At 70.7% G+C, this 20,908-nt stretch carries 20 protein-coding genes and 1 tRNA gene; 7 read left to right on the top strand and 14 right to left on the bottom strand.

The features are described from left to right. Window positions 1-53 precede the first annotated feature (53 nt). Window positions 54-1,478 carry a glutamate/gamma-aminobutyrate antiporter GadC gene (gadC, locus tag ON36_RS02845; RefSeq protein ID WP_043647430.1) on the bottom strand — a complete coding sequence of 475 codons (1,425 nt, stop codon included), beginning with the start codon at window positions 1,476-1,478 and terminating at the stop codon, window positions 54-56. Window positions 1,479-1,652: 174 nt separating this feature from the next. Here gadC and gad point away from each other — a divergent pair, with 174 nt between their 5' ends. Further along, on the top strand, window positions 1,653-3,050 hold the full coding sequence (gad, locus tag ON36_RS02840) for a glutamate decarboxylase (RefSeq protein WP_043647394.1): 1,398 nt from the start codon (window positions 1,653-1,655) through the stop codon (window positions 3,048-3,050). On the opposite strand, the gene ON36_RS02835 is transcribed toward gad, so the two are convergent. Both ON36_RS02835 and ON36_RS02830 read right to left on the bottom strand, forming a co-directional pair. Continuing rightward, window positions 3,028-3,729, bottom strand: coding sequence for a DUF2334 domain-containing protein (locus ON36_RS02835; protein ID WP_043647429.1), 702 nt, complete (start codon window positions 3,727-3,729; stop codon window positions 3,028-3,030). The two genes, gad and ON36_RS02835, sit on opposite strands and share 23 nt — an antisense overlap. Before the next feature lie 99 nt (window positions 3,730-3,828). Continuing rightward, window positions 3,829-5,979, bottom strand: a complete 2,151-nt coding sequence (locus tag ON36_RS02830; RefSeq protein ID WP_043647393.1) for a S9 family peptidase — start codon at window positions 5,977-5,979, stop codon at window positions 3,829-3,831. Window positions 5,980-6,066: 87 nt separating this feature from the next. Here ON36_RS02830 and ON36_RS02825 point away from each other — a divergent pair, with 87 nt between their 5' ends. After that, window positions 6,067-7,101, top strand: a complete 1,035-nt coding sequence (locus tag ON36_RS02825; RefSeq protein ID WP_043647392.1) for a DUF2330 domain-containing protein — start codon at window positions 6,067-6,069, stop codon at window positions 7,099-7,101. 109 nt (window positions 7,102-7,210) lie between these two features. On the opposite strand, the gene ON36_RS02820 is transcribed toward ON36_RS02825, so the two are convergent. The 6 genes from ON36_RS02820 to ON36_RS02795 form a co-directional block, all read right to left on the bottom strand. Further along, window positions 7,211-8,089 (bottom strand): DUF8017 domain-containing protein, encoded by an 879-nt coding sequence (locus ON36_RS02820; RefSeq protein ID WP_043647391.1) that lies wholly within the window; start codon window positions 8,087-8,089, stop codon window positions 7,211-7,213. Window positions 8,090-8,161: 72 nt separating this feature from the next. Continuing rightward, the gene (locus ON36_RS02815; protein ID WP_245557848.1) at window positions 8,162-9,094 is read right to left on the bottom strand and encodes an alpha/beta hydrolase; all 933 of its coding nucleotides are present in this window, start codon (window positions 9,092-9,094) and stop codon (window positions 8,162-8,164) included. Window positions 9,095-9,231: 137 nt separating this feature from the next. Next, complete coding sequence (locus tag ON36_RS02810; protein WP_043647389.1) at window positions 9,232-9,666, bottom strand: HIT family protein; 435 nt, start codon at window positions 9,664-9,666, stop codon at window positions 9,232-9,234. Then, window positions 9,666-11,087: an adenylosuccinate lyase gene (gene purB, locus ON36_RS02805; RefSeq protein WP_043647428.1), complete on the bottom strand. Its 1,422-nt coding sequence runs from the start codon at window positions 11,085-11,087 to the stop codon at window positions 9,666-9,668. Before purB ends, ON36_RS02810 begins: the two co-directional genes overlap by 1 nt. 6 nt (window positions 11,088-11,093) lie before the next feature. Next, window positions 11,094-11,750 (bottom strand): TetR/AcrR family transcriptional regulator, encoded by a 657-nt coding sequence (locus ON36_RS02800; RefSeq protein ID WP_043647388.1) that lies wholly within the window; start codon window positions 11,748-11,750, stop codon window positions 11,094-11,096. Between the two features lie 156 nt (window positions 11,751-11,906). Beyond that, a complete protein-coding gene (locus ON36_RS02795) occupies window positions 11,907-13,067 on the bottom strand; it encodes a pyridoxal phosphate-dependent aminotransferase (protein WP_043647387.1) in 1,161 nt (386 codons plus the stop codon). Window positions 13,068-13,194: 127 nt separating this feature from the next. Between ON36_RS02795 and ON36_RS35615 the strand changes: the two genes are divergently transcribed. Next, window positions 13,195-14,229 carry a M23 family metallopeptidase gene (locus ON36_RS35615; RefSeq protein WP_043647386.1) on the top strand — a complete coding sequence of 345 codons (1,035 nt, stop codon included), beginning with the start codon at window positions 13,195-13,197 and terminating at the stop codon, window positions 14,227-14,229. 10 nt (window positions 14,230-14,239) lie between these two features. Here ON36_RS35615 and purD read toward each other — a convergent pair whose 3' ends face one another. Then, window positions 14,240-15,508: a phosphoribosylamine--glycine ligase gene (gene purD, locus ON36_RS02785; protein WP_043647384.1), complete on the bottom strand. Its 1,269-nt coding sequence runs from the start codon at window positions 15,506-15,508 to the stop codon at window positions 14,240-14,242. A 149-nt stretch (window positions 15,509-15,657) separates the two neighbouring features. Between purD and ON36_RS02780 the strand changes: the two genes are divergently transcribed. Further along, on the top strand, window positions 15,658-16,035 hold the full coding sequence (locus ON36_RS02780; protein ID WP_043647382.1) for a PH domain-containing protein: 378 nt from the start codon (window positions 15,658-15,660) through the stop codon (window positions 16,033-16,035). A 47-nt stretch (window positions 16,036-16,082) separates the two neighbouring features. Beyond that, window positions 16,083-16,508, top strand: coding sequence for an HIT family protein (locus ON36_RS02775; RefSeq protein WP_043647381.1), 426 nt, complete (start codon window positions 16,083-16,085; stop codon window positions 16,506-16,508). 128 nt (window positions 16,509-16,636) lie between these two features. Here ON36_RS02775 and ON36_RS02770 read toward each other — a convergent pair whose 3' ends face one another. From ON36_RS02770 to ON36_RS02755, 4 genes are all read right to left on the bottom strand, one after another. Continuing rightward, window positions 16,637-17,005: a hypothetical protein gene (locus ON36_RS02770; RefSeq protein WP_043647379.1), complete on the bottom strand. Its 369-nt coding sequence runs from the start codon at window positions 17,003-17,005 to the stop codon at window positions 16,637-16,639. A gap of 498 nt (window positions 17,006-17,503) precedes the next feature. Next, window positions 17,504-17,575 (bottom strand) — tRNA-Thr (locus tag ON36_RS02765). Window positions 17,576-17,692: 117 nt separating this feature from the next. Then, entirely contained in the window at window positions 17,693-17,929 is a 237-nt protein-coding gene (locus ON36_RS02760) for an MbtH family protein (protein ID WP_043647427.1), read from the bottom strand. A 164-nt stretch (window positions 17,930-18,093) separates the two neighbouring features. Further along, window positions 18,094-18,927: an alpha/beta fold hydrolase gene (locus tag ON36_RS02755; protein ID WP_043647378.1), complete on the bottom strand. Its 834-nt coding sequence runs from the start codon at window positions 18,925-18,927 to the stop codon at window positions 18,094-18,096. Between the two features lie 164 nt (window positions 18,928-19,091). Between ON36_RS02755 and ON36_RS35370 the strand changes: the two genes are divergently transcribed. Further along, window positions 19,092-19,262 carry a hypothetical protein gene (locus tag ON36_RS35370; RefSeq protein ID WP_169334675.1) on the top strand — a complete coding sequence of 57 codons (171 nt, stop codon included), beginning with the start codon at window positions 19,092-19,094 and terminating at the stop codon, window positions 19,260-19,262. Window positions 19,263-19,331: 69 nt separating this feature from the next. After that, window positions 19,332-20,864 carry an alpha,alpha-trehalose-phosphate synthase (UDP-forming) gene (locus ON36_RS02750; RefSeq protein WP_043647426.1) on the top strand — a complete coding sequence of 511 codons (1,533 nt, stop codon included), beginning with the start codon at window positions 19,332-19,334 and terminating at the stop codon, window positions 20,862-20,864. Window positions 20,865-20,908 lie beyond the last annotated feature (44 nt).

Genomic DNA, 20,908 nt, shown 5'->3' with positions numbered 1-20,908 from the left:
GATCGGGCGGCCTGCGTGGTGGTGCCGGGCTGCCGCCCCCGGCCGGTGACCGTTCATGCGGCCGCCTCCTGCGGGACATCGAGTTTCCAGCTGTCGTTGCGGAATCGATAGAAGAGATAAGGAATGAGCAGCCCGACGATTCCCATTCCGGCGCCGACGATCAGCACATAGACCGCGGGCGAACCGGAGCCGAATTGGGAGGGCGGCACGAATCCGATCGCGAACGCCGCGATCGACGACGCCGCGCCCAGCACACACAGGGCGTACAGCGCGGGCGCCCGATATCCGCGCGGATGATCCGGATCGTCGCGGCGCAATCGCGCGGCGGCGGCGAACATCAGCACGTACATGATCAGATACACCTGCGTGGTGATCACCGACAGAATCCAGTAGGCGCTCGACACATTCGGGATGAACGCGTACAGCAGCGCGATCAACGTGGTGAACACACCCTGCGCGACGAGCATGTTCTGCTGCACGCCGTGTTTGTTGAGTTTGGTCAGGAACGGCGGCAGATAACCCTCGGACCGGCCGATCAGCAGCAGCCCCTTGGAGGGGCCCGCCAGCCAGGTCAGCATGCCGCCGACGGCCGCCGCGACCAGCGCGATGCCGACGATCGGGGTCAGGAAGCCGATCCCGAAGTGCTGGAAGAAGCCGTCGAACGCCTGCATGACGCCCGCGGTCAGGCTCAGGCTGGCCGCCGGGACCACCCAGCTGATGGCCAGCGCGGGCAGGATGAAGATGACCAGCACCAGGCCCATGGCCAGGAACATCGCCTTCGGGAACTCCCGGGCCGGGTTCTTCAGCGCGGACACGTGCACGGCGTTCATCTCCATGCCCGCGTAGCTGAGGAAGTTGTTGACGATCAGCACCAGGCTGGCCAGGCCGGTCCACGCGGGCAGCAGATGATCCGAGTCCATCGGCGCGGCCGAGGCGTTGCCCTGGGCGAGGAACACGAGGCCGAGCACGACGAGCAGCGTGCCGGGGATCAGCGTGCCGATGACCAGGCCCATGCTCGACAGGCCCGCGACGGTCTTGGTGCCCTGCGAGGAGATGTACACCCCGGCCCAGTAGACGGTGATGATGACGATCGCGACGTAGAGGCCGTTCGACGCCAGCGACGGATGGATGATGTAGGCGAAGGTGCTCGCCACATAGGCCAGCAGGCTGGGGTAATAGAAGATCGTCATGGCGAACTGGCACCACACCGCCAGGAATCCCAGCGGCTTGTTCAGCCCGTCCCCGACCCATTTGTAGACACCCCCGTCCCAGCCCGAGGCGAGTTCGGCCGCGACCAGCGAGGTCGGCAGCAGGAACAGGATCGCCGGAATCACGTAGAGGAACACGCAGGCCAATCCGTAGACGGCCATGGTCGGGGCCGAGCGGAGGCTGGCGACCGAACTCGTGGTCATCAGTGCCAGCGTGACCCAGGACAGATATTTCGTCGTCGTCGCGACCTTTGTCGCGGTGCCGGTCATCAGCGCTGCCTCCTGCCGGGAGAACCACATCCGATATGCACGATCGGGCACATGGTAACTCCCGGGCATCCGCGCGATAGGCTCGAATCGCGTGGTTGTCCAACACTTTTGTCGAAATCGCCGCCGGAATGCTCGCACAGCAATCCGGTGGCACACCTGGCGACGGGAGCAACAATGGACGAGAATGCCGGGAACGGCGACCTTTTCAGCCTGCCGGGACTTTCCCGGCCGTCCCCTCATAGCGGTTTTCCGCCACACGAACTCTTTCCCCAGGTCGCCTACGAACTCGTGCACGACGAGTTGCTGCTCGACGGCACCTCGCGCATGAATCTGGCGACCTTCTGCACGACCTGGGTCGACGACCAGGCCCGCAGGCTCATGGCCGAATCCCTGGACAAGAACATCGTCGACAAGGACGAATACCCGCAGACCGCCGCGCTGGAGCAGCGCTGCGTGCGCATGCTGGCCGATCTGTGGCACGCGCCCGACCCGGGGTCCACCCTGGGCACCTCGACCACCGGTTCCAGCGAGGCGGCCATGCTGGGCGGGCTGGCCGCCAAGTTCCGCTGGCGCGCCGCGGGCGGCACCGGGACCCCGAACCTGGTCTCGGGCCCGGTCCAGGTGTGCTGGGAGAAGTTCTGCCGCTACTTCGACGTGGAACTGCGCCAGATCCCGCTGCGCGGCGACCGCTACACCCTGCACGCCGACGACCTGGCCGCCCACTGCGACGAGAACACCATCGCCGTGGTGCCCACCTTCGGCCAGACCTTCACCGGCCTGTTCGAGGACGTTGCGGCGATCAGCGCCGAGCTGGACCGGCTGCACGCCGCGGGCGGGCCCGACATCCCGATCCACGTCGACGCGGCCAGCGGCGGCTTCCTCGCCCCGTTCACCGCGCCGGACCTGGTGTGGGACTTCCGCCTACCGCGGGTGAAGTCGATCAACGCCTCCGGCCACAAGACCGGCCTCGCCCCGCTCGGGGTCGGCTGGGCGATCTGGCGCGAGGCCGCCGACCTGCCGCGCGAGCTGATCTTCGACGTCGACTACCTGGGCGGATCGATGCCGACGTTCAACCTGAACTTCTCCCGGCCGGGCGGGCAGGCCATCACCCAGTACTACGAGTTCATCCGGCTCGGCCGCGCCGGCTACACGCGCGTGCAGTCGGCCATCTCGGTGGTGGCCAGGCACTTCGCGCGCGGCCTCGCCGGGGCGGGCCCGTTCACGCTGATCCACGACGGCCACCCCTCGGCGGGGATCACCGCGGTGTCGTGGCGGCTCGACGGCCCGCAGGACTTCAACCTCTACGACCTGTCCGACCGGCTGCGCGCCCGAGGCTGGCTCATCGCCGCCTACCCGCTCCCGCACGACCGCCAGGACGAGACCATCATGCGCGCGGTGTTCCGGCACGGCTTCACGATCGACATGGCCGACCAGCTGCTGGCCGACGTGCGCCGGGCCCTCGACCAGCTCGCCCGTCACCCCGTGCGCAGTTCCCTGACCCGCGACGAGGCGGGCGGGTTCACCCACGACGCGCGGCCCGCGGTGCCGGTCACGCCGCCCGGGCCGCGCTGAACGGCTCCCAGCGGTAGACCGCCGGGACCGCGTCGTGGTACAGCGCGAGGTCGACCGCGTCGAGCACGGCCTGACGCGGCCCCGGCCGGTCCAGCTGGGCCGCCGAGATCGCCAGGCGCAGCACGCCGCCGCGCCGGGCGGTGCGGGCCGCGCCCATCACCAGCGCGCGGCACCACCACGGTTCGGCGCGGAAACCCTCGCCGATGCCGTACACCCGGGTGCGCTGGACGGTGCCGCGTTCGAGGTCGTGGATGCCGGTGAGGCCGAGCGCGACCCGGAACCCGGCCTCGGGCAGCGCGGCGAGCGCGCCCGCCGAGGCGTTCCAGCGCGGCGCGGCGAACAGCCGGGTCCGCAGCGCGACCTGTTCCATCACCCGGTCGGCGGCGGTGAGCCGCAACCGCGCCTCGTGCCGGGGCAGTGCGGCGAATTCAGCCCGGCGGCGCTTGGTGGCCGCCTGGTCGTAGCCGTGCAGCACGATGGCGTCGCCCCGCTCGCGCCGTCCGCGCAGCCAGGCCAGCGTCGCGGCGTCCTCGGCCAGCCGGTACTTGCCCTTGAGCCGAGGCGCGACCAGCAGTGACAGCGGCACCCCGCGCTCGTCCATGGCGGCGGCGAAATCCGCCGCCGCTTCGCGGGTGGTGTCCCGGATCCCCGACACCGACACGATCACCTCAGCGTTCATACACCCCACGGTGACATCCACAGGTGTCCACAGCATGCAGTGCCGATGACACCGCGACGAACACTGCGCGGTCCGCCGACGGCACCGTCGCGCCGGGGGCTAGGCGTCGGCGAGGCCCACCTGGTCCAGCACCCAGGCGAACTCGAACGCGGCTTCCTTCCACTTCTCGTACCGGCCGGAGACGCCGCCGTGTCCGGCGCTCATCTCGGTCTTGAGCAGCAGTTCGGCGTCGCCGGTCCTGGTGGCGCGCAGCTTGGCCACCCACTTGGCCGGCTCGACGTAGAGCACGCGGGTGTCGTTGAGTCCGGTGGTGGCCAGGATGGCCGGGTAGTCGACGGCGGCGACGTTCTCGTAGGGCGAGTACGACTTCATGTACGCGTAGACCTGCGGGTCCGCGATCGGGTTGCCCCACTCGTCCCATTCGATCACCGTCAGCGGCAGGTCCGGGTCGAGGATCGAGGTGAGCGGGTCGACGAACGGCACGTTGGTCAGGATCGCGGCGAACAGGTCGGGCGCGAGGTTGGCCACCGCGCCCATCAGCAGGCCGCCCGCGCTACCGCCCTCGGCGACCTGCAGGTGCGGCGCCGTGATGCCCTCGTCGACGAGATGCGCCGCGCAGGAGACGAAGTCGGTGAAGGTGTTCTTCTTGGCCCCGGTCTTGCCCTGCTCGTACCACTGCCTGCCCATCTCGCCGCCGCCGCGCACGTGCGCGACCGCGAACGCCATGCCGCGGTCGAGCAGCGAGAGCCGCGAGACCGAGAAACTCGGATCGATGTTGACCTCGTAGGCGCCGTACCCGTAGAGCAGCAACGGCTTCGGGCCCTCGCCGTGATCCTTGCGCTGGACCAGCGAGATCGGGATGCGGGTGCCGTCGGAGGCCACCGCCCACAGGCGGTGCTGCTCGTAGGCGTCGGGGTCGAAGCCGCCGAGGACCGCGTCCTCCTTGCGCAGCAGCAGTTCGCCGCTGGCGGGCACGTAGTCGAACACCCGCATCGGGGTGATGAAGGAGGTGACCCCGACCCGGACGGTCGGCTGCTCCCACTCCGGGCTGGAACCCGTACCGACGGTGAACAATTCGAGCCCGAAGTCCAGCTCGACGCGCTCGCCGTAGCCCTCGGCGGTCAGCGGCCACACCGCGAGCCGGGACTGCGCGTCGCGGCGGTAGCCGAGCACGAGGAAGTCCCGGAACGCGTCGATGTCCTCGAGCCGGACGTCGTGGCGGTGGCCGATCAGCAGAGTCATGTTCGCCGGGTCGGCGACCGGGGCCTCGGCGAGGACGAAGTTCTCGGCCTTCTCGCCGTCGACCACGTCGTTGTGCAGGATCAGGAAGCGGTCCTCGCCGCCGATCACCGCGTGCTCGACGGAGTAGTCCACGCCCTCCCGGCGCGGCAGCACGACGCGGAATTCGCCTTCGGGACGGTCGGATTCGAGCGCCCAGTACTCCGAGGTGATCTTCGAACCGAGCACGATGAACAGGTAGCGCTCGGAGCGGCTCGGCGCGATGCTCACCCAGTAGCGCTCGTCCTCCTCGTGGAAGACGACCACGTCGTCGTCGTGGCTGGTGCCGATCCGGTGCCGCCAGACGGTGTCGGGACGCCACGACTCGTTGACCGTCTGATAGAAGAGGTGCGTGCCGTCCAGGGACCAGACCGCGCCGCCCGCGGTGCCGCTGATCTCGTCGGGCAGCAGCTCGCCGGTGCGCAGGTCCTTCACGCGCAGGGTGTAGCGCTCGTCGCCGGTGGTGTCGACCGAGTACGCCAGCAGGGCGCCGTCGTGGCTGACCGTCGCCGCGCCGAGCTGGATGAACTCCAGGCCCTCGGCGAGCACGTTCATGTCGAGCAGGACCTCCTCGCCCTCGATCGCGACGCCGGTCTCCAGCACCGGCGGCGACCAGGCGTCGAGGCCCTCGGCGGTCGCGTCGATGGGACAGCGGCACGTCGAGCGGTACTGCTTGCCCTCGAAGCTGCGCGAGTAGTACCAGAAGTCGCCGATCCGGGTCGGCACCGACAGGTCGGTCTCCTGGGTGCGCGACTTGATCTCGTCGAAGATCTTGTCCCGCAACGGCTGCAGGTGGGCCGTGCGCGCCTCGGTGTAGGCGTTCTCCTCCTCCAGGTACGCGATGACCTCGGGGTTGTCCTTGTCCCGGAGCCATTCGTACTCGTCGACGAACACGTCGCCGTGGTACGTCCGCTCGGTGGGCACCTTCTTCGCGATCGGCTCCGCCGTTACCACCCGATTCTCGCCTGCCATGGGTCCACCGTAGTCGTCGCGGGCCGAGCGGTCCCGCCGACTCGTCGACGGCCCGCGCCCGGCGCGGCCGGTCGCTATGCTCGTGCCATGCGGGTGGGGTATGCGGTCGCGGTGCTGTTCTCGGTCGCCGGGCTGCTGTCCGCGGGCGCGGCCGCGGCGCCCGCCCGGGCCTGCGCCTGCGGCGGCGTGGTGAGCGCGGGCGACCGGGCCACGGTCGGCGGCGAGACCGCCGTGGCGAGCTGGGACGGTCGGCGCGAGACCGTCCTCATGCGGCTCGACATGCGGTTCGACGGCGACCGGGCGGCCCTGATCGTGCCGACCCCGACACCGGCCACGGTGCGCGCGGGAGACGCCGCGGTGTTCGGCGAACTGGCCCGGCTGACCGCGCCGGAGCGGGTCACCGAGACCGACTGGTTCGGCTCGCCGGGCTTCGACGGCGCGAGCGCGGGCGCCCCGGGCGGCGCCCCGACCGTGCACGACCAGGTCCGGCTCGGCCCGCTGGAGGCGACCACCCTGTCCGGCGGCGACCTCACCGGCCTGCGCGCCTGGCTCGACGAGCACGGGTACACGATGAAGCCGGAGGTCACCGCCACCCTCGACCCGTACCTGCGCGAGGGCTGGTCCTTCGTCGCCCTTCGCCTCACCGGCAGCACTGCCCTCACCGGCGCCCTCGACCCCGTGGCGTTCGCCTTCGACACCGACCGCTTCGTCTACCCGATGCGCATGTCCGCGGCGGCCACGGCGGCCCAGTCGGTCCGGCTCTACCTGCTCGGCGAGCACCGCCTCGCCCGCACGGACGCCGACGCCGCGACCCAGAGCACCCGCACCGCCTTCGCGGGCCGGGTCGACCTGTCGGGCGCGCCCGCGCTGGCCGCGCTCGCGCCGCCCACCCACACCTACCTCACCGAGCTCGCGGTCTCGGTGCCGCGCCCGGCGGCCATCACCACCGACTTCACCTTCGCCGCCGCGCCGACCGACGACCCGGTGCGCGACCACTACGTCGCCCGGGAGTACGTCGACATCCTCGGCCTGCCCGCCGGTTACGTGCTGATCGTCGCCGGACTGTCGGCCGTGGTCGTCGCGGGCGCGGTCGTCGTCGGCGCCCGCAGGCGACACGGTTGATCCCACGTTCGCCGCGCGTGGCGGGCCCGCGGCGCGGCTTCCCGCGGGCGACGGCCGGGCGCGTGATCCGGATCCACGTCCGGCCCGGCGGCGATGTCCGCTCCGGTGCTCAGCCCGCGAGGCGCACGCTGCCGAAGATCCGCCGGGCCAGGTCGGGCGTGACCTCGCCGGGGACGCCCCGCGCGGCGGCGATCACCAGCACGAGCTGCGGATCCGTCGGCCCGGCGAAGGCGAAGGTGTAGGCCGAGAACTCGACGGCCGCGCAGCCCGCGTGCCCGTGCAGCCAGGTGCCCGAGGTCTCGACATACTGACCGGCGATCCCCGAGCCGGTGGTGAGGGCCGCGGGCGGGGACGCGCGGCGGGTCCAGCCGGAGCTGTCGAAGCCGAGCTGGGCCACATCGGTCCCGACCTGGGCGGCCGCCGCGGCGAGCCCCGGGGCGTCGGGCCGACGGTTGACGAACGTGACCGTGCGGGTGGACTTCTCGCAGTAGTACTTGCCGTCGGTGGTGGCGCCGACGCCGGAGACCCGGCCGCCGCCGGGCGTCTCGTAGCCCCGGATGACGCCCGGCTCGTCGACCACCCAGCCTGCGGGCACGTCGTAGGCGATGCCGCGCGACCGCACCGCCACGCCCTGGAACCCGGGGACGACGGCGGCGACGACCGCTTCCGAGGTCGTCGCCGGGGCGCGGGGCGTCGTGGTCACGGCGGGCGCGGTCGAGACGATCGCGGAGCGGGCGCCGCCCCCGCGCACCGGCGAGGCGTGCAGCGCGACGGTGCCCCCGGCGATCAGCAGGATCAGTGCCCCGAGGAGCAGGAGCGCGGCGCGCACCGACAGCGTGCCCGCGCGGACCGGCCGCTTCGGTGCCGGGCCCGTGTCGCGGATCGGTTCGGGCGGGCCCGGATGCGCCTGCGGCGCACTCTCGTACAGCCGCTGCCCGGCGGGTGGCCGCTGCCACACCGAATCGGGTTCCCACCCCTGGTCCGTCACCGATCACTCCAACGCCGACTCCCCATACGCGGTGAAAAGTACCACCGCGTACGGGGATTCGTGCGCGGATGCTCAGGCGCCGAGCGCGGACCCGATGGTCGGCCAGGAGGCGTGCAGCGCGTCCTGCCAGTACGACCAGGAGTGCGTGCCGACCGGGTGGTAGTCGATGTCGGCACCGATGCCCGCGGCGCGCAGGCGCTGATCGAAGGCGACCATGCAGGTGTTGACGCCGAGCTCGAGCGGGCCGCCGAGGAAGATGTTCTCCGCCAGCTGGGGTTTCAGCTCCGCCTCGTGCGGGCCGGGGATGCCGGTGCCGGTGGACAGGTAGAGCGCCTTGCCGCGCAGGCGCTCGATCATCAGGGCGGGGTCGTGCGCGGCCCACTCCGGGCTGCCCGGCGCACCCCACATGTTGCCGGGGTTGCCGCCGCTGCGCACGATCGAGAACATCATCGCGCCCGCCGCCATGGCGATGTCGGGGCAGGCGCTGTAGCCCGCGACGGCCCGGTAGAGGCCGGGGTGCCGGGCGGCGAGGATGTAGGCACCGTTGCCGCCCATCGACAGTCCGCCGATGCCGTTGACGCCGTTGCCGTCGAATCGCGCGTCGATCAGGCCGGGGAGTTCCTGGGTCAGGAAGGTCTCCCACTTGTAGCGGCCGAAGCGCGGATCGTCGGTGATCCAGTCGGTGTAATAGCTGGCCTGGCCCCCGATCGGCAGCACCACGTTGACGTTCTTGGTGCGGAAGAACGCCTCCGCGTCGGTGGCGTTCGTCCAGGTGCTCTGCCCGACCCCGGGGTCGAGCCCGTCGAGCAGGTAGAAGGTGCCGCGCGAACCGCCGCCGGCGGGATGCAGCACCTGCAGGTCGATGGGGCGGCCCATGGCGGGCGAGTCGACCGTGATGGCGGTGCGGGTCGGCGATAGTTCGGTGGAGCCGATGATCGCCGCGGCGGACGCCGGGGCGGGGTGCGCGACCACGGGCGCGAGCAGACCGAGAGCACATGCCAGCACAGAAGCAGCAACACCAGTTCGACGCACGACCCACCCTCCAAAACCGCATGCCAAAGGACAGTCCAAGGTAACGCGCGCGTTAACGCTTACCCGGCATTTGGTGTTTCGGGCGTTTCGTCAGCAAACCGCCCAGTTCGCTACGTCCGGTTCGCCCGGTCCAACGCGCCGCGGAGGGAACCCGCCAGGTAGTCGAGGTCGGCGCGGGGTGGGGAGGTGGGCCGGGCGCGCAGACCGAAACCGTCGCCCGGCGTGCGGGGGATGACGTGCAGATGCACGTGGAAGATCTCCTGGCCGGCGGTCACGCCGTCGGCCAGGAAGAAGTTGACGCCGTCCGCCGCCACCTCGCTGTCGCGCAGCGCCTGGGCGATCTTCTGCCCGACCTGGAAGAGCCTTCCGCCCAGGTCCGGATCGAGTTCGGCCAGGCTGGTCGCGGCCCGCTTGGGCACGACCAGGACGTGACCCGGCGTCACCGGCCGGATGTCCATGAAGGCGAGCACGTCGTCGTCCTCGTAGACCTTCGACGCGGGAGCGGTCCCGGCGATGATCTCGGAGAAGATGGTGTAGGGATTCACTAGAGGATCGGGGACGGCGTGTAGCGCGCGGCCTCGGGATCGGCCTCGATCAGCTTCTGGACCCGGGCGACCACCTCGGCGGTCTGATCGCCCGCGGCGCCGATGAAGGCCGACTTGTCGGCCAGCGCCTCGTCGAGGGCGGCGCGGTCCAGCGGCATCCGCTCGTCGGCGGCGAGGCGGTCGAGCAGGTCGGGTTCGCGGCCCTGCTCACGCATGGCGAGCGCGACGGCCACCGCGTGCTCCTTGATGACCTCGTGCGCGGTCTCGCGGCCGACGCCGGCGCGCACCGCCGCCATGAGGATGCGGGTGGTCGCCAGGAAGGGCAGGTAGCGCTCCAGCTCACGCGAGACAACGGCCGGGTAGGCGCCGAACTCGGCGAGCACGGTCAGGAAGGTCTCCATCATGCCGTCGATGGCGAAGAAGGCGTCCGGCAGTGCGACGCGGCGCACCACCGAGCAGAAGACGTCGCCCTCGTTCCACTGCGCGCCCGCCAGTTCGGCCGCCATGGAGGCGTATCCGCGCAGCACGACCTGCAGGCCGTTGACGCGCTCGCAGGAACGGGTGTTCATCTTGTGCGGCATGGCCGACGAGCCGACCTGGCCGGGCTGGAAGCCCTCGGTGACCAGCTCGTGGCCCGCCATCAGGCGGATGGTGTGCGCGAACGACGACGGACCCGCGCCGACCTGGACCAGCGCGGAGAGCACGTCGTGGTCGAGCGAACGCGGGTAGACCTGCCCGACGCTGGTGAACACGTCGGCGAAGCCGAGGTGCCGGGCGACCTGCTGCTCGAGCGAGGCCAGCTTGGCCGCGTCGCCGCCGAGCAGGTCGAGCATGTCCTGGGCGGTGCCCATCGGGCCCTTGATGCCGCGCAGCGGATAGCGGTCGATCAGCTCGCGCAGGCGGGTCAGCGCGACGAGCAGTTCGTCGGCGGCCGAGGCGAAGCGCTTGCCGAGGGTGGTGGCCTGGGCGGCCACGTTGTGCGAGCGGCCCGCCATGACCAGTTCCTGGTACTGCGCGGCCCGCTCCCCCAGCCGGGCGGCGATGGCGACGCCGTGCGCGTAGACGTGCTCGAGCGAGAGGCGGATCTGCAGCTGCTCGACGTTCTCGGTGAGGTCGCGGCTGGTCATGCCCTTGTGCACGTGCTCGTGGCCCGCGAGGGCGTTGAACTCCTCGATGCGGGCCTTCACGTCGTGGCGGGTGACCCGCTCGCGCTCGGCGATCGAGGCCAGGTTCACCTGGTCGATGACCCGCTCGTAGTCCTCGATCACCCCGGCGGGGACGTCGATGCCCAGCTCGGACTGCGCCCGCAGCACCTCGAGCCACAGCTTGCGCTCGAGCACGATCTTGTTCTCGGGCGACCAGAGCGCGACGAGCTCCGGGCTGGCGTAACGGGTGGCGAGGACATTGGGGACGAGGCTCACGGGCACTCAGTCTAGTTGGCGCACTCGTTCGGGCTGCTGGGGGACCATATTGGCCACGTTGGGCACGACCGGCGGCGCCACCAGGTCGATGAGTTCGAGCAACCCGGCGCGGGCGGTGCGGCGCGGTTCGGGCTGGCCCTCGATCAGCGCCGACACGACCGCGCTGTCCACCACCGCGACGAGCCTGCGCAGTTGCTCGGGGCGCACGACCCGGTCCGAACGGCGTAGGACGTCGGCCAGCAGGTCCTCGAGCTTGGCCCGTAGTCGCAACTGCACCTCGCGCAGCTCGGGGTGCCGCGCCGAGGCGACGGAGCGTTCGTAGCGGGCGATGACCTGCCCGCTCGCGTCCCCGGTGTCCGGGCCGACCAGCAGATCCAGCACGAGGTCGACCGTCGCCTCGGCGCCGCGGCGCCGGTGGCTGACCTCGCCGACGCGCCTGCGCATGGCGTCGAGCTCGACCGTGCCGCTGAACTCCACCGCGCGCGCGATGAGGTCTTCCAGGGACTCGAAGTAGTAGGTGGTCGAAGCCAGCGGGAGGTCGGCGCGAGTGGCGACCGAGCGATGCCGGACGGCGTCGAATCCGCCTTCGAGCAACAGCTCAGCCGCCGCCGCCACCAGAGCTTGGCGACGTCGTTCGCCTTTCGGAGTCGTCGCGGTGGTCACCGCGGGATCGTGCCAATCGTCATCAGTTCAACCGTGCGCAATCGTCATCGGGGAAACGCGGAAAAATAGGACTGACTGTGTTTTACCGCATCCCGGCACAGATGTGTTCGTACTGCGCAAAGTTGTTGTCGCACATCACTTCCGATAACCGACTGGTCAGTCTCGCAGATAGCCGGAAAGTCGCTCGAGCGCGAGCTCGATATCGGCGGTCGCCCCGGCAAAGGAGAAGCGAACGGTCCGGTCGCCTCGTACGGTGTCGAAATCGAGGCCTGGCGCCAGCGCCACCCCGGTGTGCGCGAGGACCCGCGCGCACCAGGCGCGCGAGTCCTCGGTCAGGTGGCCGATGTCGGCGTAGGCGTAGAAGGCGCCGTCGGCGGGGGCCAGGTCGGTGATGCCCAGCTCCGGCAGACCCTTCAGCAGCAGCTCGCGGTTGCGCGCGTAGCGGCGCACGTGCCCGTCCAGCTCGTCCTTCGCCTCCGGGCCGAAGGCGTGCGCGGCCGCGTACTGGGAGATCGCGGGCGGGCAGACGGTCATGTTGGAGGCCAGCCGTTGCAGCGCGGGACGCAGGTCGGCGGGCGCCAGCATCCAGCCCAGCCGCCAGCCGGTCATCGAGAAGTACTTCGACACCGACCCGATGACCACCGACTCCCGCGAGAACTCCCAGGCCGAGGCCGTCGGCTCGGCGTCGCCGTAGGTGATGCCGTGATAGATCTCGTCCGAGATCAGCAGCGTGCCGTTGGCCTCGCACCAGCGGGCCAGCGCCGCCAGCTCGGCCGGGTCGATCATGGTGCCCGTCGGGTTGGCCGGGCTCGCCACCACCAGGCCCGCGGGCGGGGCGGGCAGCGCCTCGAGCATCGCCACCGTCGGCTGGAACCGGGTGTGCGGGCCGCAGTCCAGCTCGACGACCTCGCAGCCGAGCGCGCGCAGCGTGTTGCGATAGGCCGGGTAGCCGGGACGGGCGACCACCACCGTGTCACCGGCGTCGAACGCGGCCAGGAAGATCAGCGTGAACGCGCCGGAGGACCCGGTCGTCACCACCACCTCGTCGGGGTGCACGTCGTAGCCGTAGGTCCGCCGATGGTGCGCGGCGATCTCCTCGCGCAGGGGCAGGATGCCGAAGGTCTCGGTGTAGCCGAGCAGCTCGGCGTCGATCGCGGCCCGCGTCGCGCGCAGCACCGGGGCGGGCGCCTTGGTCGACGGCTGACCCGCCGCGAGCACCAGCACGTCACCGTGCGACCGGGCCCGCTCGGCAGCCGCTTTCCACACGTCCATGACGTAGAAAGGGGGAATGGTCGACCGGCGTGATTCTCTGGACACCCGAATGACGGTAGAGCACCCGTCCGCGCGCGCACGCGGATAAGGTCGGCACAATGGCTCCGACAGCGAACAGGGAGGCAACCCACCGGCGGGCACGTCCCCGCCGGCGACGGAGCGCGGGGGCAGCATGACCGACACCGACACCGAGCTCGCCCCGGACCCGAAGGCCGAGCCGCGGGCCAGGACGCCCCGCTTCGCCCACGGCGTCGCCCTGCGCGCCGACTGGCGCGAGCACCTCGATACCCGCTCCCTGCGCGGGCGCGTGAGCGACCGGCTCGCCCGGCACCCCGCCGTCGGCGCCGTCCTGGCCGAGCTGCGCCGCGGCGAGCTGCGCACGGTGTTCCTCGCGCGGCCCCGCGCGGGCGCCGAGGCCCTGTGGGCCCGCAGGCCCGACCGCGAGCAGACCGTGCGCTTCCTGCGCAGGCACCGCGTGCTCATCGCCGGGCTGCTCGCGGTCGCCCTGTTCGCGGCCTCGGACACCCGCATACTCTCCGAACTCGGCGGCGAACCCGCCCCCGGCGAGGCGCAACCGGTCGCCCTCGCCTATCCCCCACAGCTGCAGAACACACCGCAGTCGGTGCGCCGCATGCTCACCGCCATCGCCAACGGCGAGAAGCGCCGCGAGGCCGCGGTCGTCGCCGCCGCGTCGCGGGCCACCCTGGAACGCGCCAAGGCCGAGGCCGCCGCGGCCGCCTCCGGGGAATGGCAGCCCTGGATCTCCAGCGCGCCGACCACGGTGCCGAACGTCGTCGTGCCCGGCACCGCCCTGCCCGGCGGCGGATTCAGCCTGCCCGCGCGTGGCCTGTTCACCTCGGGCTTCGGCTCACGCTGGGGCACCCTGCACCGCGGTATCGACATCGCGGCCGCCATCGGCAGCCCGATCTACGCCGTCGCCGACGGCACCGTCATCGACGCCGGGCCCGCCCAGGGCTTCGGCCTCTGGGTCCGGATCCGCCACGACGACGGCACCATCACGGTCTACGGGCACATGTACGACTTCTTCGTCTCGGTCGGCGAACGCGTGCCCGCGGGCATGCAGATCGCCCGCATCGGCAACCGCGGCGACTCCACCGGCCCGCACCTGCACTTCGAGGTCATCCAGAACGGCGAGCACATCGACCCGCAGCCCTGGCTGGCCCTGCACGGGCTGTCGCTGACCTGATCGGCCGCGCTCAGCCCTGCGGGATGGTCACCTCGGTCGCGCCGATGTCGGTGCGGAAGTGGCTGCCGGGCAGCTTGATCCGGCTCAGCCGCTCGTAGGCCCGCTCGCGCGCCTGCGCGAGATCCGCGCCGACACCGACCACGTTGAGCACCCGGCCACCCGCGGACACCAGCGCGCCGTCCTCCCGCTGACCGGTGCCCGCGTGCAGCACCAGCGTGTCCCCGTCGACCGCGCCCTCGCCCGCGCCGCTGATGACGTCACCGACGCGGGGGCGACCCGGGTAGTTCTCGGCGGCCAGCACGACGGTGATCGCCGAGCCGTCCTTCCAGCGCGGGGCCTCCACCTCCGCCAGCCGGCCGGTCGCGGTGGCGTGCAGCAGCTCCGCGAACGGGCTGTCGAGCAGCGCCAGCACCGCCTGGGTCTCGGGATCACCGAAGCGGCAGTTGAACTCGACGACGGCCGGACCCGCCACGCCGATCGCCAGACCGGCGTAGAGCAGGCCGGAGAACGACGACCCGCGGGCGACCAGCTCGGCCGCGACCGGCTTGACCACGTCCTCGACGATCTCGGTCAGCGTCTCGGCGGGCAGCCACGGCAGCGGCGCGTAGGCACCCATGCCGCCGGTGTTGGGGCCGCTGTCGCCGTCCCCGACGCGCTTATGATCCTGGGCGGGCAGCAGCGGGACGACGGTCTCCCCGTCGACCAGGCAGAACAGCGACACCTCCGGCCCGTCGAGGAACGACTCGAGCAGCACGGGGTGGCCCTGCTCGAGCAGCTCGGCGCCGTGATCGCGGGCGGCCCGGCGATCGTCGGTCACCACGACGCCCTTGCCCGCCGCGAGGCCGTCGTCCTTGACCACCCAGGTGGGACCGAAGCGGTCGAGGGCGGCGTCCAGGTCGGCCGGGTTGTCCACGATCTCGCTGTGCGCGGTGCGCACGCCCGCGGCGGCCATGACGTCCTTGGCGAACGCCTTGGATCCCTCGATCCGGGCGGCCGCGCCCGACGGGCCGAACACCGGGAAGCCCGCCGCGCGCACCGCGTCGGCGACGCCGAGCACCAGCGGCACCTCGGGACCGATGACCACCAGGTCGGCGGCCACGTCGGTGGCCAGCGCCACCACGGCCTCGGCCGAGGTCTGGTCGACCTGGCGCAGCTCGGCGAGCTGGCCGATACCCGGATTGCCGGGGGCGGCGACGACCGCGGTCACCGACGGGTCCCGGCGCAGGGCCAGGACGAGGGCATGTTCACGGGCTCCGGATCCGATGACGAGTACGCGCACGGCAGACAGCCTAGAGGACGGGCCGCCCACCGCATCCGGCCAGGTACCTGGGGTAATCCCGATGTTCATCTGCCGTCCACTGCTTACGGAGGCATCATGGAGGGAATACCGCACACAGGGCGGGGCTACACGAAAGGTGTGTGCGCACAATGGGTCTCATCAGCGGCATGATGGGCAACGCGGGTCCGATCGAACCCGCCTCGGCGCAGCAGGAGTTCGGCAGGCTGCTCGGCAACGGCGAGCAGATCTACGCCGGGTTCCTCCTGGTCCGCGACGCCATGCTGTTCACCAACCGCAGGCTGATCATGGTCGACAAGCAGGGCATCTCCGGCAAGCGGACCAGCTACCACTCCATCCCCTACCGCTCGATCTCCCACTTCTCGGTGGAGACGGCCGGTCACCTCGACCTCGACGCCGAGCTCTACATCTGGATCGGCAGCGACCCGTCCCCGATCAAGCAGAAGTTCAACCGCCAGGTCGACATCTACGAGGTGCAGGGCATCCTGTCGCACTTCATCGCCGTCTAGGGTCGCGCGGGTCCCGGCCACGGCCCGCGCGCACTAGGCTCGCCGCTATGGCATCCGTCTTCAGCGCGATCATCGCAGGTCAGATCCCCGGCCGCTTCGTATGGGAGGACGACGAGTTCGTCGCCTTCCTCACCATCGCCCCGGTCACCCCGGGCCACACCCTGGTGGTGCCGCGCGCCGAGATCGACCAGTGGCAGGACGTCGACGGCGAGGTCTTCGCCCGCCTGACCGCCGTCGCCCAGACGATCGGCCGCGCCGTGCGCGCCGCCTTCGACGCCCCCCGCGCCGGCCTGCTCATCGCCGGCCTCGAGGTCCCGCACCTGCACCTGCACGTCTTCCCGGCGTACTCGCTGACCGACTTCGACATCTCCGGCGCCGACCCCGACCCGTCCCCGGAGTCCCTGGACGAGGCCCAGGCCAAGATCAAGGCCGCCCTCCGCGACCTGGGCCACGGCGCCAACGTCCCGGACTGAGCGCGGACGTCGTTCTACCGCCGGCGCGATCGGGGAGGTCGATGCGGCAGTGGGCGAGGGCGCAGTGCCCCCGCCCACGCCGACACGACTCCCGCAGGCGGATCGAATCTCCACCAGGTCCGGACAGATCAGACTCGGGTGCGAGCTTCCGTCGCGGGTTCCGCTGCGAAACCGGTTGCCGTCACCGTGATCACGCACCGCTCTTCGCGGCGGTCTGTCTCATGGACGGCTTCCAGCAGGTGAGTCGACATCAATGTCATCCACCAGGCCCACGGCGGTTCCGGGGCTCCCCCCTGCTCGGCCTCGCCGGCAATTCGCCGGTAGTAGCTGTGCAGCTCCGGGGCGGTGAAGAGGATCTCGATCGGATGTTCCAGCTTGCGGTCACCACGCGAACCGATCGCCAGATGCCCGTGGTCGGTCTGACCGATACTCAGGTTCCATTCGCGGCCGGCCGCGACAACCGACTCGATGAGTTCGTCAGTGGTTGGGTCAGGCACCCCACACCACCGCCTGCGCGGGGGCAGCCGTGCCGATGAGGGTTGCGATCAGTGCTGTAGACGCCGCGGTTGCCGCGAGCAGCCGAGTTCGATTCATGGTGCCGATTCCCCTTCCCCGTGTTCGCCGGAGCCGGCGCACACTCCTTCGACCTCGAACGGGCACCTGTGGCCCCGTTCGTTGCGGTCACCTGGATTCGACGACGTCGGACCCTTCTCGGTTCCCTGACGTGAGGGGCGTCACCTTCCGGGCTGAGATCGTCGAAGCAGCCGGAGTGCCGAATCGGCGAAGGTGAGACGCCGGCAGGTTCAGCGGCGAGAAGAGTGCTGCGAGGGAAACACCGATTCGTGGATCAATACTCGCTATCGCTCTGCGCAGACGGGTTGGGTCCGGCCGCGACTCGCAGACGAGACCGGTCGGCCAGGTGTGAGACGCCGCAGGCGGCCGGATCAGGCACACGAGAATGGCTCCGATCCAGGTCGGAGCCATTCTTCAGGTTGAGCCCCCTGTCAGGATTGAACTGACGACCTTCGCTTTACAAGAGCGGTGCTCTACCACTGAGCTAAGGAGGCGTGTGGCGCCGAGCCGCGGCCATCATAACCGGGCACACCGGTCCGCGGCACCGCGGAGGTGCCGGCGGACCGGTGCGCTCGGTGATGCGTCCCGGGCGCAGTATCGGTTACCGCAGGTCAGGACTGGGCGCGGGCCGCATCGTCGGCGGCCATCGCGTCACGCAGGCTCTTGGGACGCATATCGGTCCAGTTCTTCTCGACGTACTCGACGCAGGCGGCCCGGCTGTCCTCGCCGAACACGACACGCCAACCCGCCGGGACCTCGGCGAATGCGGGCCACAGGGAGTGCTGTTCCTCGTCGTTGACCAGAACGAAGAAGCGGCCGTCCTCGTCGTCGAAGGGGTTGGTGCTCAATTTCACCTCACTGGATACTGGCGCTTGGTACGGGAGTGCTCCGCGGGCTCCACGGGTCCCGGCTCGTGTGGCACACGAGTGGCAGGGCCCCGGAGAAACCCCGAGCGTTGTGTCGACCCTAGCAAGGGAGACGTTACGTGTAGGCAGTTACCTCCGTGCGGAAATCAGCCTGCGAAGAAATCGAGCAGGATCTTGTTGACCGCCTCCGGCCGCTCCAGGTAGCCGTAGTGGCCCGTGTCGGGGATCTCCTGGTACCGGGCGCCGGGGATGGCCTCGGCCACCTCACGCGACAGATACGGCGGGATCATGCGGTCGTCGGCGAACCCGATGGCCAGACACGGCACCGTGATGGCGCGGTAGGCGGCGACCCGGTCGAAGTCGTGGGCCATCGAGCGCTGGGCGCGGATGCCCGCCGTGGACGGGCCGCCGGTGAACTCGAACAGGTCGAGCCAGTCGCGCGCGGCGGCCTTGTCGGCCATCGTGGCGGGCGACAGGTTCATCACCGCGGTCAGCGCCGCCTCGAACTTCGGCGGCAGCGTGGTGCCCGCCGCGTCGAGCGCCTGCTCGCCCTCCGACAGGGTCTTCTGGAACTGGTCGAGCCTGCCGTGCCCGGCCATGAAGACGGCCTTGCGGACCAGGTCGGGCCGGGCCAGCGCGAGCTCCTGGGCCACCCGCGCCCCCATGGAGGTGCCCGCGACCAGGGCGGGGCCCTCGCCGAGGAACTCGATGAGGGCGGCGGTGTCGGCCACCAGCTGCTCGATCCGGATCTCGCCGCCGCCCTCGTAGGACGGCGCGATGCCGCGGTTGTCGAAGGTGCACACGCGGTAGCCCGCCGCGACCAGCGCGGGCACCTGGTGCAGTTCCCACACCCGGCCCGGCGAGCCGGTGCCCATGATCAGCACCACCAGCGGGCCGCCACCGGGCACATCGGTGCCCTTGGTACGGTCGCCCTTGACCTGATAATTCAGTGGGATCCCGTTGACCGTGGCCAGTGGCATAGCGAACCTTTCGATAGCGGATCCGATCTCGGGTCACGGTAACCGACGTTTCGGTATGTGTGCCGCCCCACGTCATGGGGGCCCCGCAGTTCACCGCTGGTCCACTCGCGCCCGATAACATTGTTCATTCGCACACCCTGCCCGGATCCGGAGGACAGATCACCATGCCCGCCAAGAGCAGCGCCAACGACATCGCCGACGACGACCTCGAGCCTCTGGCCGACGAGACCGCGCGCCAGGCGCAGCGCGTCGTCGCCGCCTACGCCGAGGACGCCGACGAATGCCGCATGCTCCTGTCGATGCTGGGTATAGGCCCTAGCGTCCGCGGCGAGTAGACCTCCCCGGCACGACACAACCGAAAAGCGGGACCCTGCGACTGCGCAAAGGATGCGTGAGTGGACCAGATGAGTGACCGACAGTCCGACAACCCGTCCGAGACCAGCGATGCCGTCGTGACCGCGCCCAGCGACCACGGTTCCGGCTTCGTCGTGGTGGCCAACCGCCTGCCCGTCGACCTGGAACGGCTGCCCGACGGCACCACCCGCTGGAAGCGCAGCCCGGGCGGTCTGGTGACCGCGCTGGAGCCGGTGCTGCGCAGCAACAAGGGGGCCTGGGTCGGCTGGGCCGGCGTGCCCGACGTCGACGTCGACCCGATCATCGAGGACGGCCTCGAACTGCATCCGGTGCCGCTGACGGCGCAGGAGGTCGAGGACTACTACGAGGGCTTCTCCAACGGCACCCTGTGGCCGCTCTACCACGACGTGATCGTGCGCCCGGTCTACGACCGGCAGTGGTGGGCCGCCTACGTCGAGGTCAACCGGCGGTTCGCCGAGGCGACGGCCAAGGTAGCCGCGCAGAACGCCACCGTCTGGGTGCAGGATTACCAGTTGCAGCTGGTCCCCAAGATGCTGCGCATGCTGCGCCCCGATCTGACCATCGGTTTCTTCCTGCACATCCCGTTCCCGCCGGTCGAGCTGTTCATGCAGATGCCGTGGCGGACCGAGATCGTCGAGGGTCTGCTCGGCGCCGACCTGATCGGCTTCCACCTGCCCGGCGGCGCGCAGAACTTCCTCTACCTGGCGCGGCGGCTGGCCGGTCAGCCGACCTCGCGCGGCACCGTCGGTGTGCGATCCAAGCTCGGTGTGGTGCAGGTCGGGTTCCGCACGGTCCGGGTCGGCGCGTTCCCCATCTCGATCGCCTCGGCGGAGATGGACGAGTACTCGCGGCGGCGTTCGGTCCGGGAGCGGGCGGCCAAGATCCGGGCCGAGCTGGGCAACCCGAAGAACATCATGCTCGGCGTCGACCGGCTCGACTACACCAAGGGCATCGACATCCGGCTCAACGCGCTCCAGGAGCTGCTGCAGGAGGGCCGTATCGACCCGTCCGAGACGGTCATGGTGCAGCTGGCCACCCCGAGCCGCGAGCGGGTGCAGAGCTACATCCAGATGCGGGGCGACATCGAGCGGCAGGTCGGCCGGATCAACGGCGAGTTCGCCCGCGTCGGCTATCCGGTGGTGCACTACCTGCACCGGCCCATCCCCCGCGACGAGCTGATCGCGTTCTTCGTCGCCGCCGACGCCATGCTGGTCACCCCGCTGCGCGACGGCATGAACCTGGTGGCCAAGGAGTACGTGGCCTGCCACAGCGACCTCAACGGCGCGCTGGTGCTCAGCGAGTTCACCGGTGCCGCGGCCGAACTGCGCCAGGCCTACCTGTGCAACCCGCACGACCTGGACAGCGTCAAGACCGCGATCCTCGGCGCGCTCGACGACGACCGCGACACCAAGCGCCGCAAGATGCGGACCATGCGCCGCCAGGTGCTGACCCACGACGTGGACCGCTGGGCCCGCGCGTTCCTCGACGCGCTGTCGCACGGCAGCGTCGCCGGCGCGGCCCTGCTCACCGACCCGGCCGACTTCCCCGACACCGCCCGCTGACGCGGGCGGCACACAGCGACCTCACAGCGTTCCTCCAGCACCTT

It is taken from the genome of Nocardia thailandica NBRC 100428 (assembly GCF_000308795.1).
In the GTDB taxonomy this organism is placed as follows: domain Bacteria; phylum Actinomycetota; class Actinomycetes; order Mycobacteriales; family Mycobacteriaceae; genus Nocardia; species Nocardia thailandica.
The sequence above is the reverse complement of the archived record's forward strand: the minus strand, read 5'-3'. Positions and strand labels throughout refer to the sequence as shown.

Coding starts and splice junctions, on each gene's coding strand:
- ON36_RS02755 (WP_043647378.1), bottom strand. CDS start 18,927: ATGCCACTGGCCACGGTCAACGGGATCCCACTGAATTATCAGGTCAAG.
- ON36_RS35615 (WP_043647386.1), top strand. CDS start 13,195: ATGACCGACACCGACACCGAGCTCGCCCCGGACCCGAAGGCCGAGCCG.
- ON36_RS02830 (WP_043647393.1), bottom strand. CDS start 5,979: ATGGCAGGCGAGAATCGGGTGGTAACGGCGGAGCCGATCGCGAAGAAG.
- gad (WP_043647394.1), top strand. CDS start 1,653: ATGGACGAGAATGCCGGGAACGGCGACCTTTTCAGCCTGCCGGGACTT.
- ON36_RS02750 (WP_043647426.1), top strand. CDS start 19,332: ATGAGTGACCGACAGTCCGACAACCCGTCCGAGACCAGCGATGCCGTC.
- ON36_RS35370 (WP_169334675.1), top strand. CDS start 19,092: ATGCCCGCCAAGAGCAGCGCCAACGACATCGCCGACGACGACCTCGAG.
- ON36_RS02775 (WP_043647381.1), top strand. CDS start 16,083: ATGGCATCCGTCTTCAGCGCGATCATCGCAGGTCAGATCCCCGGCCGC.
- gadC (WP_043647430.1), bottom strand. CDS start 1,478: ATGACCGGCACCGCGACAAAGGTCGCGACGACGACGAAATATCTGTCC.
- ON36_RS02780 (WP_043647382.1), top strand. CDS start 15,658: ATGGGTCTCATCAGCGGCATGATGGGCAACGCGGGTCCGATCGAACCC.
- ON36_RS02835 (WP_043647429.1), bottom strand. CDS start 3,729: ATGAACGCTGAGGTGATCGTGTCGGTGTCGGGGATCCGGGACACCACC.
- ON36_RS02825 (WP_043647392.1), top strand. CDS start 6,067: ATGCGGGTGGGGTATGCGGTCGCGGTGCTGTTCTCGGTCGCCGGGCTG.